The sequence below is a fragment of the Streptosporangium sp. NPDC049248 genome, from assembly GCF_040678965.1.
In the GTDB taxonomy this organism is placed as follows: domain Bacteria; phylum Actinomycetota; class Actinomycetes; order Streptosporangiales; family Streptosporangiaceae; genus Streptosporangium; species Streptosporangium fukuiense.
Genome location: NZ_JBFAQY010000015.1, coordinates 166,977 through 182,251 on the forward strand (window position 1 = coordinate 166,977; position 15,275 = coordinate 182,251).

Below are 15,275 nucleotides of genomic sequence, written 5' to 3' on the forward strand. Positions count from 1 at the left end.
CTTCCGCGCCGTACGGAAGCGGCCTTCCGAACGCGTCGCGAGGACGCCGGTTGCGCGGCCTCCCGTCGGCGTCCCGGTCTCGCCCGTTCACCCGTCGGGCTCCGGATCGGACAGCCAGGTGACGAGCTCGGCGTCGAACTCCTCCGGGCACTCCTCGTGCGGGAAGTGCCCGGCGCCCTCGATCAGCCGCCACCGGTAGGGGGCGGCCACGTAGCGGCCCGAGCCCTGGGCGGTGCGGGGCAGGACGTGCCGGTCGAACGCGCCGTGCACCTGCAGAGTCGGTACGTTGATCTGGGCGCGCATGGTCTTCGCGTAGCGCCACCCGTCCGGGCGGAGCTGGGAGCGGCCGAACCAGCGGTGGTACTCCAGCGCGCAGTGCGAGACGTTGGGGATGCGGAACGCGTCGCGGTAGGTCTTCGCCACCTCCTCCTGCGGCCAGCCGGGAGCCGACCACTTCTCCAGCAACCGTCCCACCATGGCGCCGGAGTCGGCGGTCAGGCGCCGCTCGGGGAGCAGCGGCAGCTGGAATCCCAGCGCGTAGCGAGCCGCCCTGAACTGGCCGAACGGCTCGGTGAACAGCGCGGTGCGGAGCCGTCGGGGGTGTGGTGCGGAGACGGTGACCAGCCGCAGGACCGCCTTCGGGTCCTTCACGGCCATGGTCCAGGCGAGCAGTCCGCCCCAGTCGTGGCCGACGACGATCGCGGAGCTCTCGCCCAGCGCCCTGACCAGCCCGGCCGCATCGGCGGCCAGGGTGTACAGGTCGTAGCCACGTGGCGGCTTGTCGCTGGCGCCGTAGCCGCGCAGATCGACGGCGACGGCGCGGTAGCCCGCTGCCGGAAGCGAGACAAGCTGGTTGCGCCAGCTCCACCAGAACTGCGGGAATCCGTGGAGCAGCAGCACGAGGGGGCCCGTACCGGCCTCCACGACGTGGAAGCGGGTGCCTCCGGCATGGACCGAGTGGTGGGTCCACGGACCCTCCAGCCTGACCATGGACTCGTCGGGTCTGCTCACTGGCCCGGTCTCACCGGATCGCGATGGCTGCCCACCTGGCCGGCCGTGACCGGAGCGGTGGGAACGGCGCCGGCCTCGGCTCCGCTCTTGATGGTCTTGAGCGAGTGCAGGGTCCGCCGCATTCCGGTCAGGCCCTTGAGCCGCCGGATGCCGACGAAGACCAGCAGCCCGGCCACGATCAGATAGAACACCGTGACGATCAGGAAGGCGAGCCAGGTCCACAGGCCCGCGGCGACCAGGCCGTAGGCGATCGCGAACGAGGCGAGGATCAGACACAGGTGGGCCATGAACGCCGCGGCGCCGAAGAGACCCGCCGCCACGCCGACCCGTTTGGCGTCGAACCTGAGCTCTGCCTTGGCCAACTCGATCTCGGCACGGACCAGTGTGGATATGTGGTCACTGGCCGCGGCGACCAGGGCGCCCAGCGACTCCTCCTGTGGCTCCGCGGGCGGAATATGTGTCATGGACGGTCTCCTATCAAGGGCCTCTGTCGAACATCATGCTGCGCCCTGAGGCGGTCGTGCACGCACACCTGCGGCGGGATCGTCACCGGAGCCGGTGTCGCGGGCACAACTGTGGTAATCGCGCATGTGTCATCGAATATCTGCGTCGTCAAGACTTCAGACTTTAGTCCGGCCGTACCGGGTTGGTGAGGTCCCGGCCGTCCTGCGGTGGGAATCCGCGCCGCCGGGCGCGCCTTCGAGGCGGTGGGGCGCGGAGGATCTCCGGCTGGTCTTCCGCCCGTCGCCCTCGGTCAGGGCGGCGGCGGGCCGTTTCGGTTCCGGCGCCGGACGACACCGGTGGGGAGGTTGTCACGGCCGGGGGCTACCCCGGCGGCGGATCGACGAACATCGCGGCGGCGATGAGGAGCCGGCCCCGGGTGGGCCAGGGGCACTGACCCACCCGGGTTCTCGGGTTCGCTCAGTCCTCGCCCTTGGCGCTGGGCAGCTTCTCCGAGATGAGATTCATCACCGTGCTGTCGGCCAGGGTGGTGACGTCGCCGATGCTGCGGTTCTCCGCCACGTCGCGCAGCAGCCGCCGCATGATCTTGCCGGAGCGGGTCTTGGGCAGCTCGGGCACCACCAGGATCTGGCGGGGCTTCGCGATCGGGCCCAGTGTCCTGGACACGTGGGCACGGAGTTCGGCGGCGATGTCCGCCCCCTCCTCGGCGTTGCCGCGCAGGATCACGAACGAAACGATGGCCTGCCCGGTCACCGGGTCGGTAGCCCCGACCACGGCCGCCTCCGCGACCTTCGGGTGGGAGACCAGCGCCGACTCGACCTCGGTGGTGGAGATGTTGTGCCCGGAGACGAGCATGACGTCGTCCACCCTGCCGAGCAGCCAGATGTCGCCGTCCTGGTCCCTCTTGGCGCCGTCGCCCGCGAAGTACATGCCCTCGAAGCGGGACCAGTAGGTGTCGATGTAGCGCTGGTCGTCGCCCCAGATCGTGCGGAGCATCGACGGCCACGGGTCACGGATCGCGAGGTAGCCGCCACCGCCGTTGCCGACGCTTCGGCCCTGGTCGTCGACCACGTCGGCGGTGATGCCCGGCAGCGGGCGCATGGCCGCGCCGGGCTTGCCCTCGGTGACGCCGGGCAGCGGGCTGATCATGATGGCGCCGGTCTCGGTCTGCCACCAGGTGTCGACGACCGGGGTGCGGTTGCCGCCGATGTGCTCGCGGTACCAGACGTACGCCTCGGGGTTGATCGGCTCGCCGACGCTGCCCAGGATCCGCAGAGAAGACATGTCGTACTTGGCGGGGATGTCGTCGCCCCACTTCATGAACGTGCGGATGGCCGTCGGGGCGGTGTAGAGCAGGGTGACCCCGTACTTCTGCACGATCTCCCAGAACCGGCCGCGGTGCGGGGTGTCCGGGGTGCCCTCGTAGATGACGCTGGTCGCGCCGTTGGCCAGCGGGCCGTACACGATGTAGGAGTGACCGGTCACCCAGCCGATGTCGGCGGTGCACCAGTAGACGTCGGTGTCGGGCTTGAGGTCGAAGACCGCGTCGTGGGTGTACGCGGCCTGGGTGAGGTAGCCGCCGGTGGTGTGCAGGATGCCCTTGGGCCTACCGGTCGTGCCGCTGGTGTAGAGGATGTAGAGCGGGTCCTCGGCGTCGTTCGGCAGCGCCTCGTGGACGTCGGACTGCCGGTCCACCACATCGTGCCACCAGACGTCCTTGTCGGTCTGGTCGACCTCCTGGCCGGTCCGCCGCACGACCAGGACGTGCTCGATGCCGGGGCACTCCGCGACCGCCTCGTCCACGGTCGGCTTGAGCGCGCTGGGCGCGCCGCGGCGGTAGCCGCCGTCGGCGGTGACCACGATCCTGGCGTCCGCGTCCTTGATCCGGCCGCTGAGCGCGCTGGCGGAGAACCCGCCGAACACGACCGAGTGGATCGCTCCGATCCGGGCACAGGCCAGCATCGTGATCGGCAGTTCGGGAATCATCGGCATGTAGATCGCGACCCGGTCCCCCTTGCCGACACCCAGCTCGGCGAGCGCGTTGGCGGCCTTGGAGACCTCGCGCCGCAGGTCGGCGTAGGTGAGCGTGCGGCTGTCGCCCTCGGGCTCGCCCTCCCAGTGATAGGCGACCTTGTCACCGCGACCGGCCTCCACATGGCGGTCGACGCAGTTGTAGGCGATGTTGAGCTCGCCGCCGACGAACCACTTGGCGAAGGGCGGGTTCCACTCAAGGGTGCTGTCCCAGCGCTTTGACCAGGTCAGGCGGTCGGCCTGCTTCTCCCAGAAGGCGAGGCGGTCCTGCTCGGCCTCCGCGTAGGCGTCGGCGGTCACGTTCGCGGCCGCGGCCAGGCCTGCGGGAGGTGCGAACCGCCGGGTCTCGTTCAGCAGGTTCGACAGCGTCTCCTGGGTCTCACGAGACTCGGAACCAGGGGTCTCCGGGGCCACTGCGCACTCCTCACGTACTGCTATCGACTGGTCGTGTCCCACTTCACCAGGCCACCGGTGCTCGCCACAAGAGGTCTAGACAGGTCTGTACCAATCGGTGATAAGGCCTCATAGGCCTTCAAAACGCCTTGATTTTGCGGGAACGACCACTCTGGAAATGTTGTGTTTTCGACACCGTAGGAATGTAGACGGCGTTATTCAACGCGTATTGACACGGCGCTGCGCCGGACGGTGGCATGCGCTCGGCGAACGGTCCCGCGGCTGTTTTCCCGAGCCGCCGGAGGTCACCCCGCAGCCTGGTCGAGGCCTCGCCGGGCGGCCCCGATAGGGTCGGGCAGCGTGAGCGACCCATTGGCTGTCATCGCAGGAATGCCCGGAGTGTCGGAGGCGGTCACCGACGCGCGCAAGGCCGTCGACCGGCTTTACGGGCACCGCGTACTGCGGCGTAAGAGCCCGGAGGTGTCGGCCAGGTCCGCCCTGCGCGGCGCTCGTGCGTCAGCCGCACTGGAGGGCGTGGACATCCCGCTCGATGTCATCCCCGAGGCCACCGACCCGGTGGTACAGGGCGCGCTGCGCGTCTCGGCCGAGCTGGGGCGGCTCGGCTCGACCTGGCGTACGGCGCCCCGCCAGGTGCTGGCCAGGCTGCACACGCTCGCCGCCTCCGGGCTCACCAAGGACCTCGGCCGCCCCAGGGCCACGGCCGAGGCGTCCGATCCGCTCGGTCTTGGCGCCGCGCCCGAACCGCAGGAGGCGGTGGCGCGGGTGGACGGTCTCGTCCAACTGGTGACGGCCTCCTCGAAGGCGCCGGCGCTGGTGCTCGCCGCCGTCGTGCACGCGGAGCTGGCGGTGCTGCGCCCGTTCGGGTCGGCGGACGGCCTGGTCGCGCGGGCGGCGGAGCGGCTGACGCTGGTGGAGTTCGGCCTGGACCCGAAATCGCTGGTGGCCGTCGAGGTGGGTCACCTCGAACTCGGCCCGGCCTACGGGGAGGGACTGCGGTCGTACCTGAGCGGCACCCCCGAGGGTGTCGCGGCGTGGGTGCGACACTGCGCGACGGCGGTCACCCTGGGCGTGCGCGAGGCCACGGCGATCTGCGAGGCCATGCAGCGGGGCTGATCCCGATCGGATGCCGCCCGCGCGCGTACGATCACTCGTGGTGATCGATTACGGACATCCCCGGCACCTGCCCACACGAGCCGACGGCGCCCCTGGTAGGAGGCGCCGTCGTCGGCACGTTCCTACCGGGTTACCAAGCGTGCACCTGATAATCGTTGAAACGGGACAAGCCCGCTTCAACGCGCCTCCCGCGGCTGACGGCGCGTGGGTACCCAGCGGTCGTGCCCGGACACATGGTCCGTGCAACCTTTGTACGTCCGATCCGCGCTGATGGGAACCCCTAGGGGCAAAACCTTTGCGGATCGAGGGACATTAATCAGCAAACCCACTCGTATGCCATCTTGCGTCGCGTGAGGCCGGCCGATGCCGTTCGCGCGGGCGGGGCCGGGCTCCGGTGATGATCACTTAACGTAGTCGCGGTTCGCCCGTGCGAGGAGTGCGCCCGGATCGGGCGGTATCCGGAGACTGGATCGTTACATTAAAAAAACTAGTGGAAATTGAGGATTACTCCTCGACGAAACTTGAGTTGATCGGGCAGCATGAGTTGGTATCTCCCCAAACCGGAGTAACTGCGCACAGGTTGCACCGCAATCCTTTGCCATGCTCTGGTTGGCCGTTGAAGCTTTCTTCTGAAACGGGACCGGCTCTACCCCCCCAGAGCCGGACCGGTCGGCGACCCCCGTCCTCCCCCCGGCGGGGGTCGCCTCTTTTCCCAGCGGTCACTCCCGCCCCGGTTTCTCGGGGTGACGTGCCCACGCACCCGAACGTGCGAGGCCGGCCCGCTGAGGTGTTCGGTGTCTTCCGCGCTCGTACGGCTTCTTCTGGGCGCTGGTTTTCCACAGGCCGGGTCACCTCGGAGCCGGTCGTCCACAGTATGGCGTTCGGTACCTCGCGGACGGGGAGCCGTCGCGGAGGGTGGGGTCCCCGCATCCCAGGAGGCATCAGTGGACCGCCCGCTGGTCATCACCGAAGACCATGATCTGCTCGATGATCTGCTCCGCATCGCCGCCGCGGCCGGAGCCGAGCTTGACGTCGCCCACGCGCCCGCACACGCCCGGCCCTACTGGAACCGTGCTCCGCTGGTCGTCGTCGGTGACGACATGGCAGACGCGCTGGCCTCGACCGGACCGCCACCTCGCCCCCGTGTCCTCCTGGTCACCCGAACCTGCGACGACCCCGACACATGGCGCAGGTGCGTCGCGGTCGGCGCCCAGGCCGTGCTGGAGCTGCCCGCCGCGGAGCGTCGGCTGGTCGACGAGTTCGCAGACGTCGTCGAGCCACCCGCCAAGCCGGGACTCGTGGTCTGCGTCGCGGGCGGGCGCGGCGGAGCCGGGGCCAGCGTGCTGGCGGGCTCGCTGGCGCTGGCCGCGTCCCGCCGACGCATCCGCACCCTTCTGATCGACGCCGACCCGCTCGGCGGAGGACTGGATCTCCTTCTTGGCCAGGAGGAGTCCGACGGAGCGCGCTGGTCGGATCTGGTCGCCCGCGAGGGCAGGGTCAGCTGCACGGCGCTCCAGGCGGCCCTGCCGACCTTCGCGGGACTGACGCTGCTCTCCTTCAGCCGGGGCGAGGTCGAGCCGATCCCGGCCGAGGCGATGCGCTCGGTCCTCGAAGCGGGGCGCAGGGGCTTCGAGCTGGTGGTCGTCGACCTGCCGCGCCACCTCGACCAGGCCGCGGTGGAGGCGCTCGGCCGAGCCGGCACCACCCTCCTGGTCGTCACCGCCGACGTGCGCGGCGTGCTCGCTGCGGCACAGGTGCTGGCCTCCTTGCGCGAGCACACCGGTGAGGTGCGGGCGGTTGTGCGCAGCGGGGTCCTGAACGACGACGTGGTGACGGGCTCGCTCGGCGTTCCGCACGGCGGTAGCCTCCCCGACCAGCCTCGCCTCGCCGCCGCGCTTGATCGGGGGGACGTTCCCCCACTCGGCCGTCGCACCTCTCTCGGACGGTTCTGCGCCGCTTTCCTGCACGAGCGGCTCGGGGCGGACAGGTGAAACGGGCCGAGCGCGCGCCAGCGGTTTCGCCGGAGCTGGTGGAGGCGGTCCGGGTGCGGCTGGCCAGGACGGGAGTCGAGCCCAGTGCCGCGCACGTCGCGGTAGCGCTGCGGGCCGAACGGGCGATGCTCGGCGACGCGGAGATCCTGGCGGTGGCCCGGGTCCTGTGCGCCGATCTCATCGGAGCGGGTCCACTGGAGCCGTTGCTGGCCGAGGCCCAGGTCACCGATGTGCTGGTGAACGGCCCGCGCGAGGTGTGGGTCGACGACGGGAACGGGCTGCGCCTGACCTCGGTCGTCTTCCCCGACGAGGACGCGCTCCGGCGGCTCGCGCAGCGGCTCGCCTCCGCCGCGGGCAGACGTCTCGACGACGCCTGTCCCTATGTCGACGCCCGCCTGGCGGGAGGTGTCCGGCTGCACGCCGTCCTGCCGCCCGTGGCGCCCAACGGCACCTGCCTGTCCTTGCGACTCCCGCCTCGGCGCACCCTCACCCTGCACGATCTGGTCGAGGCGGGCGCGATCGGGGCGGAAAGCGTCGCCGTTCTCACCGCGGTGATCGAGTCGAGGATCGCCTTCCTGGTCACCGGGGGTACGGGGACCGGCAAGACGACCATGCTGTCGGCCCTGCTCTCCCTGGCGGATCCCGGGGAGAGGCTGCTGCTGGTCGAGGACTCCGCCGAGCTGAGACCGCTACATCCCCATGTCGTCCGCCTGGAGGCACGCCCGGCCAACCTTGAGGGCGCCGGTGGTGTCGGCCTGCGTGACCTCGTCCGTCAGGCCCTGCGGATGCGCCCCGACCGTCTCGTCGTCGGCGAGGTGAGGGGGGCGGAAGTGGTTGATCTTCTAAATGCTTTGAACACCGGTCACGAGGGAGGCTGCGGCACCCTGCACGCCAACACCGCGACCGACGTGCCACCCCGCCTGGAAGCGCTGGCATGCGCGGCGGGTCTCAGCAGGGAGGCGGTCCACAGCCAGATCGCCGCGGCCCTGGACGTCGTCATCCACCTCGTTCGCGACCACGCCGACGGGCGCCGCCGGGTCGCCGAGATCTGCATGATGATCCGCCGCCCCTCGGGACTGGTGGAGGCCGAACCGGCCCTCACCTTCGCTCCGGACGGCCGGTTGAGCCCCGGCCCCGGCCTACCGGCCCTCGCAGCCCGAGCGCCCGGTATCCCCGCCTCGCCGGCTCCCCGCCGCAGGCCCTACCTGTCCCCCCGCCCGCCAGGGTCGTACGGGCCGTCCGAGGCCCCACCGGTCGCCTCCCACCGGGACACCGTGGCCTTCGAGGCTCTCGGCGGCCCGTGTCCGGACGCCCGGGGTCCCGCGCGTCCACGAGAGGTCTCTTCCGACGCCTCGGGGTCCGGTGTCCCCTCACCCCCGTCTCGCCGGAAGACACGCCCGGACGTTCCCGGCTGCCCGAGTCCCGGCGAGCCGACGTCATGACGGCGGCCGCCCTGGTTCTCGTCACCCTGGCGGCCTGGTTGTGGACGGGTGCGGATTCCGGCACCGCCCGCCTGGGCCGCCTGCGCCGTCGCGGCCCGGTCGCCTCGCCCTCTTTGCGGGAGAGGTTCGCCGCTCACTCGCGGCCCTCCCGGCGCGTGGCGGCCTGGCGGGTCGCGTCGATCGAGCTCTGTCAGGGCCTCGCCGCCGAACTGGCGGCGGGACGGACGGCCGGTGACGCGCTGGCGCGGGCCGTGCGGGCAGCGGGGTTTCCCGATCCCGAGGCTCTGCGCCCACTGGTCGCGGCCGCGAGGGACGGGGGTGACGTACCCGCCGCTTTACTGGCCGTGGCGCCGGAGCAGGGCGGCGAGGCCTTCCGGGCACTGGCCGCCTGCTGGAAGGTGAGCGTGACAGCGGGGGCGGGCCTGGCTGTCCTTGTCGATCGTGTCGCCGCCTCCCTGAGAGAGGCTCAGAGCCATCGCCAGGACGTCGCCGCCCAACTCGCCGGCCCTCGCGCCACAGCCCGCCTGCTGGCAGGTCTGCCCGTCCTCGGTCTGCTGATGGCGGCCGGCCTCGGCATGCGCCCGCTGCACTTCCTGTTCGGCGGTCCGGCGGGCGTCGGCTGTCTGGTCGTCGGTCTCGCACTCGACGCCGGTGGCCTGTGGTGGACCCATCGCCTGGTCGCCCGGGCCCAGCGGGGCTGACACCCCCTGGCCCGGATCGCGAAAGGAGAAAGAATGATCATTCTGCTTGCCGTGGTGCTCGCCGGAATCGCCGTCCGGCTGTGGATCGCCCGGTGCGAACCCGCCGACCGGCTCCGCCGCGTATGGCGCTCAGCACACCTGGCCGGGTTTCCGAAAGTACGGCCAGAGGCCGAAGCACCCACGTTTTTCTCGGCCACGGGGATGGTCCGAGACCCGTTCGCGAGACCGGTTCGGGACCTGCCTGTGAGGACGGCTCGGAACCCGTTTGCGCGGACAGGCCGAGGTCTGTCCACGGGGACGGCCCGGGATCCGGTCGCGCGAACGGCCCGCGGCCCGTTCGCCGGGATGGTTCGTGATCCGGAGGTAAGGCGGCGGCCGAGCCGGGGTGAGATCGCGGCGGCCCTCGCCGTGGGGCCGGCGGCGTTCCTGGCCGTGGGAGGTCTGCCGGGAGCGGTCGTCGGGGCGGCGGGTTCCGGGATCGCGCTGGCGGTGCTGCGGAGGCGAGAGTCACCCGAAGTGCGCGAGGAACACAGACGGTTGACGGCGGATCTGCCGCTGGCGGCCGATCTCATGGTCGCCTGCCTGCGCGCGGGCCAGCCGATCACCGGAGCCGTCGACGTCACGGCGGAGGCGATCGCGGGACCACTGGGCGAGAGACTGGCCTGGGTGAGTGGCCAACTGAGACTGGGAGCCGCACCGGAGAGCGCCTGGCAGGCCCTGGCCGCCGAGCGCTCGCTCGCCCCGCTGGCCCGTGCCATGAGCCGGGCCGCAGCCAGCGGCGCACCGGTGGCCGACGTCCTCACCAGGCTCTCCGACGACTTCCGCCGTGCCGTCCGCGCCGCGTCGTCGGCGGCCGCCCAACGGGTCGGCGTCCAGGTGGTCGCTCCCCTGGGGCTCTGTTTCCTGCCCGCGTTCGTCTTCCTGGGCATCATCCCCGTCGTGGCCGGCCTCGCCGGCGAGGTGCTCCTTCCCTGACGACCGTCACCGCTGGGAAACCGTTATTTCGATCGGGGGCCGTGTCCGTGGGATGAGAGTGGTGTGCGGCCGTCTCTGGCCCCGCGGACGGTCCCTGGCTCGCGCACCACCGCCTGCGGGGAGTTAGGGATGCGATGGCACGGGAGGTGGGAGCGCCGTGTCGCGGCGTGGTTCAGGGCGAGTCCACCGGTTCGGCGTAGTGCTTCCCGAGTCGTCCGGCGAGGCGGCGCGCGACCTGCGGTAGGTCCTCTGTCGGCGCCTGGTCGGCGGGCTCTTCGAGGAAGCAGGTGCCCCAGCAGAAGACCGTGCCCGCGCGGTCGGCCCACACGCTCAGCTCGGCACTGATCACGAGGCGAGGCTGCCCTCGGTCGTAGGAGATCGTCGGGTAGATCCGGTGGGCGTGAAGCTCGGTACGCAGGTGCTTGAGGGCGGCGATGGCACCGGGATGCCACTTGGTCACGTTCAGTCGGTCGCCTTCCGGGGTGTCGTAGGGCGGGATCACGATCGGCTCCTTTCCTACGACGAGGGACATGGCCCCGGAGTTCGTTCGAGGCGGTCCGGTGGCAGAGCGCGAGGGCGGGGAACGGGCTCGGGGGCCACCGGGAGTGGCAAACCCGGACGGTTGGCCGCACTGGGTGTAGGCGGCTGGTGAGGTCCGCCGGGGGTCGGCTTCTGCCTGCTCCATGAGGCCCCACAGCTCAGCGGCGCTGGTCGCGTGGACGATGTGGCAGCGCGCCGGGTCGGTGCACTGCCAAGCCTCGAAGCGCCTGTGGCGCAGGCTCCACATGACGAACCAGGTGGGGGCATGTTTGTTGTACCTGCTGGGCGGCTCGGGCCGCGTCGCTGTCAGCGCGGGTCGACATGCTCGGCCAGGATCACGTCGGCCAGTAGCGGCAGCCCACCGCGCAGCAGGTCTGCAGCGTCCTTGTCACGCAAGACGGCGTGGTGCTCGGCGAGCTGTCTGGCAGCCGCGAGTAGTGTCAACTCGGAGCTGAGCAGCGGGCTGCCTGCGTGGTTGAGTTCGGGGCCGGTCCACCAGAACCGCTCACCGTCGGTGTAGGCCAGCAGCCCGTAATGGACGGAGACGATGGCGTTGCCGGAGGCGAGTTCGTGGACGTCCGCGCGGATGTGGTGAATCTCGGCCAGTATGGCGGCCAGGTCCTGGGCGTACTCCAGGGCGGTTGGTGGTGGGGCGGTGATCGGAGAGGCGGGTCCGCATCCGCTCAGGAGTCCCTTCCTGATCAAGGGGCCCGTACGGCGTGTCAGCGCCTGCGGGCTTCGCCCTTTGCGCGGGCAAGACGTATTGTCACCGTCCGCCCATGCTTCGATTCGAACGGTCACCATGGTGCTTCGTTGGCTCTTGGGGAAGTGACACAGCCTGTGTCACCCCGAAGTCAGACCAAGCCGACCCATTCGGCGAAACCCACCAGGCTTTCGCTACTGGCCCGGTGCAGGCGCGGCATCCTCGCGGACCCATGGGTGTTCACGCGTGTGCTGTGGCGCGATCCGGCGTGCGGTCAGCAGCGATTCGAAGGCCGCGTCTTTCTGACCGGCCCACAACTGTGCTCTGGCCAGATCAATGAAGAAGCCGCTGCGGCGCCCGGCGGGCATATCCAGCGGCGGCGACCAGTCGTCGGCCAGGCTGAGGGCGAGCCGAAGGCCTCCCAGGCCGATGGCCACCGACGCCTCGTGGGCGCGCACTGAGCAGGGGCCGAACGCGGTCCCGTAGTAGATGTCCTCGGGGACCTGGTCACCGAGTTGCCGCGCCTGCCTCAGATGAGCCATGGCGGTGTCGGTGTGGGCTGCTCGCGCGGCGATGACGGCCACCCGCATGTGCAGTGATCCCAAGACGCCGAGGCACAGCGGCCCGGGTTTTCGCGGCAGCTGGTCTATCGCGGATTCGAGTGCGCGTAAGCCCGCCTGGTAGGTGTGTGTGGCGAAGAAGACCTCGGTCCGCACATACGCCGTGGACGCACTGAGCAGAGGATCCTCGGCGACGGTCGAGGTCTGGCGCATCAGCTCGATCAGCCGGGCCGACAAATCCAGGTACCCGTATTTGTAGGCAACCGCATCGGCCGCACGGTAGGTGGCCACCAGCAATGCCGAGATGCCTGCGGGATCACCCGGCTCGTGCACTCCACGGATGAGTTCGCCGAGCAGTTCGGGCAGGATCTGCGACAGCCGCACATACTGCGCGCCCAGGCGTTTTTGGACCGCGCCGGTGACGGATGCTCGAAGCGCGGGCATGGAGCGCACCGGACCTTCGTCAGGGATGTCGTAGGTGGTGACCTCGCGAAGTGCGGGCATCGCGTCATGCACGCGGCCGTCGAGGCGGCCAGAGTTGCCCAGGAGCCGGGAGGGGGCAATGCTCAACGCCGCGGCGATGGCGTCTAGGACGGGGTCGCTGGCGACGCATGTACCCTGCTCGATCTTCCGGAGCAGGCTGAGGGAGATATGGGCGGCCAGGGCGAGGTCTTCCTGGGTCATGCGGCGTGCGCTGCGGATCGCGGCTATGCGACCTCCTGGGCCTTCGCCAGTGGCTTTGCGGGGCATCTCGGCTCCATTCATCCAGACAGGGCAGATGGCAGTTCCGTGATGCTGTCGATCTGCCAATCCGCTGCACTCAGTACAGCCGCGTCGGTGCTCCACAGGTGTCCCCAGGGGCCACGCCGGATCATGCACGTGCGCAGACCGAGAGCTTTCGCGGGGATGATGTCGTTCGCGGGGTGGTCACCCACGTAGACCGTTTCGTGGACAGGAGCCCTGGCGAGCCGAACGACCTGGTCGAAGAATCCAGGATCGGGTTTCGCGACGCCCCATTCCTCTGATGTGGCGATCACGTCGGCGGGGATCAACAGCCCTCGCAATAGGTCACCGGCCCTGGTCGTCTGATTTCCGGCGACGCAGACGCGAAATCCCGCATCGCGCAGGGCCTGCAACCCGGGCCGTACATCGGGGTACAGGTCGCTCTCGTCGAGGAACTCGCCCCGGCCGGCCTCCTCGCGAGCCCGGCGCACCGCATGCAAGTCGATGCCCGGACGCAGGAGGCGGACCGCTTCGGCGTTGTCCATGCCCAGTGCTGTCACCGCACCGACCAGGGCGGACAGGGTGTGGTGGGGAGCGTTCAACCAATCCGCTAAAGATCCCCAATACCGGTCATCGCGAACCAGCGTCTCGCCTATGTCGAATACCACAGTCATGACCACACTTCGGAGGGTAGGCCAGCTCGCTGTCGGCGCATTGCATAGCGCGGCGATCACCTGGGAGACGCGACTGCTGCCGCGCTTGTTCGCACTGTACGCAAGGGGTACTGCCCCTGGCCGCAACCGGGCGGGGGCTGGCCGTATGGCCGCTGTGGGTGCTGCTGGGGATAGCCGATGGGCGGGTGCTGTGGCTGCCATAGGGCTGCGTGTGCTGTTGGCGTGGGTACGGATTCGTCGTCGTGGCTCCTGGGGCTGGGGATGTGTAAGAGACGTCCCGAGCGTTCGCCTGGATGACATGGCCTGCGAGGCTTCGCCTGTCTGCGAATGCCGCCAGGTCGAGGGGTCATGTCGGCTGCCGTTTTCTTGAGTTGTCCACAGGTTTTTCGTCAAATCCCCGGGTTATCCACAGAATCGTGTTCGGGTCGACGGGGGCGTGGGCGTATGGAGAACCCTGGCGTGACCGACGCCGGGTGGTGGGCCCGGCAGGGATCTCCAGGAGGAGCAGATGGTTCGAACGAGCACGGTTCGTGAGCGACATGATCGGCTGCGGTGGTCGCGTGCCCGGTGGGCGCTGCTGACCACCGGTGCGTGCCGTGACCGTGGCATGTCCACCGCCGAGTACGCGGTCGGAACGATCGCGGCCTGCGCCTTCGCCGCCCTCCTTTTCAAAGTGGTGACGAGTCCCGACGTCCAACAGATGATCACAACTCTGATCAACCGAGCGTTGACCGTGGCGGGATGACTCTCCCCGTGGCGGCGCGTCGGACCAGGGGGTCGGTGACCGCGGAGACGGCCGCGGTGTTGCCCGCCCTCCTGGTCGTGCTGGGAGCCGGACTGTGGGCGGTGTCGGCGGTCGAGGCGCAGCTGGAGTGCGTGGACGCGGCCCGGGCCGGGGCTCGGGCCGCCTCGCGCGGCGAGTCGCTGGAGCGGGTCCGCGGCAGCGCCCTGTCCGTGGCTCCCGCGGGTGCGACCGTCGTGGTGACCCGAAGCGCGGAAGTGGCACGGGTGGAGGTGTCGGTGAACGTCAGGCCGCGCTGGGGCGCCTCGCTTCCGGGCGTCACCGTTCACGCGAGTGCCGCCTCCGTCGCCGAGCCCGGAGTGGAGTGGTAGATCCGTGACCCCTCCACTTCCTGGGGAGAGCGGCTTGCCGTCAAGCCGCTCCCGCAGCCCCGCGATGGGCCGGTCCTGCCCGCAGGATGTGGATGACGGCGGGGCTGAGCGAGGGTCGGCCACCATCTGGACGGTCGGGCTCATGGCCTTGCTCTTCGCGGTCGCGGCGGTGGTCATGGTCGCGGGCACGGCTCGGGTCGCGCGCCACCGAGCGCAGAGTGCCGCCGACCTGAGCGCGCTCACCGCCGCTCGGCTGGCCTTCGCGGACCCGGACCGGAGTTGTGCGCGGGCCTCCCTGCTCGCTGCGGACAACGGGGTCAGGGTCACTCGCTGTTCGGTGGGAAATGACGGCATCGCGGAGATCGAGGTGACCATGGATGTCTCACTCCCCTTGAAGGGGGAGGTGTCGATCGGCGCCAGGGCACGTGCCGGCCCTGTCCACATCGCTGATTCAGGCCGGTGACGGGGGGATGAAAGCACATCAACAATCCGATGGGAACCGACCGGAAAGCGATCAAGTACGGCTTCGAAGGGGTGAGAACAGGCGGCCGTGCCGGGCGCGCACCGATGAAATGGGATTCCCGCCAAGAAGAACGCCGCGACGGCAACGCGGCAGATCACTGCTCCGCACGGACGAACACTGAGAATCGGCGGACGGAGGTCTTCGGGAAACCGGATGCGCGAAGCTCCGGGAAACAAGGTCGCAATCAAATCACGACTTCTTGGACGGCGTGTCCAAGAGTCCGAAAGCTCACGTAAGGTGCCGCTTACCGGTGATCCGTGTTGTTTCCCGATCGGCCTGGGGAGGGCGAAATGCGAATC

General features: G+C 69.9%; 14 protein-coding genes and 1 pseudogene. 8 read left to right on the top strand and 7 right to left on the bottom strand.

The window, feature by feature from the left end:
• Window positions 1-87: 87 nt before the first annotated feature.
• The 3 genes from AB0K21_RS26000 to acs form a co-directional block, all read right to left on the bottom strand.
• Entirely contained in the window at window positions 88-1,011 is a 924-nt protein-coding gene (locus AB0K21_RS26000; protein ID WP_343961760.1) for an alpha/beta hydrolase, read from the bottom strand.
• The gene (locus AB0K21_RS26005) at window positions 1,008-1,475 is read right to left on the bottom strand and encodes a phage holin family protein (RefSeq protein ID WP_030924203.1); all 468 of its coding nucleotides are present in this window, start codon (window positions 1,473-1,475) and stop codon (window positions 1,008-1,010) included. The genes AB0K21_RS26000 and AB0K21_RS26005 overlap by 4 nt, the downstream gene beginning before the upstream one ends.
• A gap of 457 nt (window positions 1,476-1,932) precedes the next feature.
• Window positions 1,933-3,918 carry an acetate--CoA ligase gene (gene acs, locus AB0K21_RS26010; RefSeq protein WP_343961764.1) on the bottom strand — a complete coding sequence of 662 codons (1,986 nt, stop codon included), beginning with the start codon at window positions 3,916-3,918 and terminating at the stop codon, window positions 1,933-1,935.
• A 339-nt stretch (window positions 3,919-4,257) separates the two neighbouring features.
• Between acs and AB0K21_RS26015 the strand changes: the two genes are divergently transcribed.
• From AB0K21_RS26015 to AB0K21_RS26035, 5 genes and pseudogenes are all read left to right on the top strand, one after another.
• The gene (locus tag AB0K21_RS26015) at window positions 4,258-5,031 is read left to right on the top strand and encodes an oxidoreductase (RefSeq protein WP_343961766.1); all 774 of its coding nucleotides are present in this window, start codon (window positions 4,258-4,260) and stop codon (window positions 5,029-5,031) included.
• A gap of 944 nt (window positions 5,032-5,975) precedes the next feature.
• Complete coding sequence (gene ssd, locus AB0K21_RS26020; protein WP_343961768.1) at window positions 5,976-7,022, top strand: septum site-determining protein Ssd; 1,047 nt, start codon at window positions 5,976-5,978, stop codon at window positions 7,020-7,022.
• 35 nt (window positions 7,023-7,057) lie between these two features.
• A pseudogene (locus AB0K21_RS26025) lies at window positions 7,058-8,146 on the top strand (TadA family conjugal transfer-associated ATPase); the annotation flags it as partial.
• A gap of 314 nt (window positions 8,147-8,460) precedes the next feature.
• On the top strand, window positions 8,461-9,165 hold the full coding sequence (locus AB0K21_RS26030) for a type II secretion system F family protein (RefSeq protein WP_343961770.1): 705 nt from the start codon (window positions 8,461-8,463) through the stop codon (window positions 9,163-9,165).
• A gap of 345 nt (window positions 9,166-9,510) precedes the next feature.
• Window positions 9,511-10,140, top strand: a complete 630-nt coding sequence (locus AB0K21_RS26035) for a type II secretion system F family protein (protein WP_343961772.1) — start codon at window positions 9,511-9,513, stop codon at window positions 10,138-10,140.
• Between the two features lie 172 nt (window positions 10,141-10,312).
• Here the strand turns inward: AB0K21_RS26035 and AB0K21_RS26040 are convergent, their stop codons facing one another.
• The 4 genes from AB0K21_RS26040 to AB0K21_RS26055 form a co-directional block, all read right to left on the bottom strand.
• Complete coding sequence (locus AB0K21_RS26040; RefSeq protein WP_343961774.1) at window positions 10,313-10,642, bottom strand: hypothetical protein; 330 nt, start codon at window positions 10,640-10,642, stop codon at window positions 10,313-10,315.
• A 344-nt stretch (window positions 10,643-10,986) separates the two neighbouring features.
• Window positions 10,987-11,385 (bottom strand): hypothetical protein, encoded by a 399-nt coding sequence (locus AB0K21_RS26045; RefSeq protein WP_343961776.1) that lies wholly within the window; start codon window positions 11,383-11,385, stop codon window positions 10,987-10,989.
• A 192-nt stretch (window positions 11,386-11,577) separates the two neighbouring features.
• Window positions 11,578-12,627, bottom strand: a complete 1,050-nt coding sequence (locus tag AB0K21_RS26050) for a helix-turn-helix transcriptional regulator (protein WP_364153938.1) — start codon at window positions 12,625-12,627, stop codon at window positions 11,578-11,580.
• 77 nt (window positions 12,628-12,704) lie between these two features.
• On the bottom strand, window positions 12,705-13,340 hold the full coding sequence (locus AB0K21_RS26055; protein ID WP_364153985.1) for an HAD family hydrolase: 636 nt from the start codon (window positions 13,338-13,340) through the stop codon (window positions 12,705-12,707).
• Window positions 13,341-13,848: 508 nt separating this feature from the next.
• On the opposite strand from AB0K21_RS26055, the gene AB0K21_RS26060 reads away from it, so the two are divergent.
• From AB0K21_RS26060 to AB0K21_RS26070, 3 genes are all read left to right on the top strand, one after another.
• Window positions 13,849-14,085, top strand: coding sequence for a DUF4244 domain-containing protein (locus AB0K21_RS26060; protein ID WP_343961780.1), 237 nt, complete (start codon window positions 13,849-13,851; stop codon window positions 14,083-14,085).
• Window positions 14,082-14,453 carry a TadE family type IV pilus minor pilin gene (locus AB0K21_RS26065; RefSeq protein WP_343961782.1) on the top strand — a complete coding sequence of 124 codons (372 nt, stop codon included), beginning with the start codon at window positions 14,082-14,084 and terminating at the stop codon, window positions 14,451-14,453. The genes AB0K21_RS26060 and AB0K21_RS26065 overlap by 4 nt, the downstream gene beginning before the upstream one ends.
• Window positions 14,454-14,517: 64 nt before the next feature.
• Window positions 14,518-14,916: an Rv3654c family TadE-like protein gene (locus tag AB0K21_RS26070; RefSeq protein ID WP_343961871.1), complete on the top strand. Its 399-nt coding sequence runs from the start codon at window positions 14,518-14,520 to the stop codon at window positions 14,914-14,916.
• The last annotated feature ends 359 nt before the right edge of the window (window positions 14,917-15,275 follow it).

Excerpts from the sequence above, each read along its gene's own strand:
- AB0K21_RS26005 (WP_030924203.1), bottom strand. The coding sequence starts at position 1,475 with ATGACACATATTCCGCCCGCGGAGCCACAGGAGGAGTCGCTGGGCGCC.
- AB0K21_RS26030 (WP_343961770.1), top strand. The coding sequence starts at position 8,461 with ATGACGGCGGCCGCCCTGGTTCTCGTCACCCTGGCGGCCTGGTTGTGG.
- AB0K21_RS26035 (WP_343961772.1), top strand. The coding sequence starts at position 9,511 with ATGGTTCGTGATCCGGAGGTAAGGCGGCGGCCGAGCCGGGGTGAGATC.
- AB0K21_RS26050 (WP_364153938.1), bottom strand. The coding sequence starts at position 12,627 with ATGACCCAGGAAGACCTCGCCCTGGCCGCCCATATCTCCCTCAGCCTG.
- AB0K21_RS26055 (WP_364153985.1), bottom strand. The coding sequence starts at position 13,340 with ATGACTGTGGTATTCGACATAGGCGAGACGCTGGTTCGCGATGACCGG.
- AB0K21_RS26060 (WP_343961780.1), top strand. The coding sequence starts at position 13,849 with ATGGTTCGAACGAGCACGGTTCGTGAGCGACATGATCGGCTGCGGTGG.
- AB0K21_RS26065 (WP_343961782.1), top strand. The coding sequence starts at position 14,082 with ATGACTCTCCCCGTGGCGGCGCGTCGGACCAGGGGGTCGGTGACCGCG.
- AB0K21_RS26070 (WP_343961871.1), top strand. The coding sequence starts at position 14,518 with ATGGGCCGGTCCTGCCCGCAGGATGTGGATGACGGCGGGGCTGAGCGA.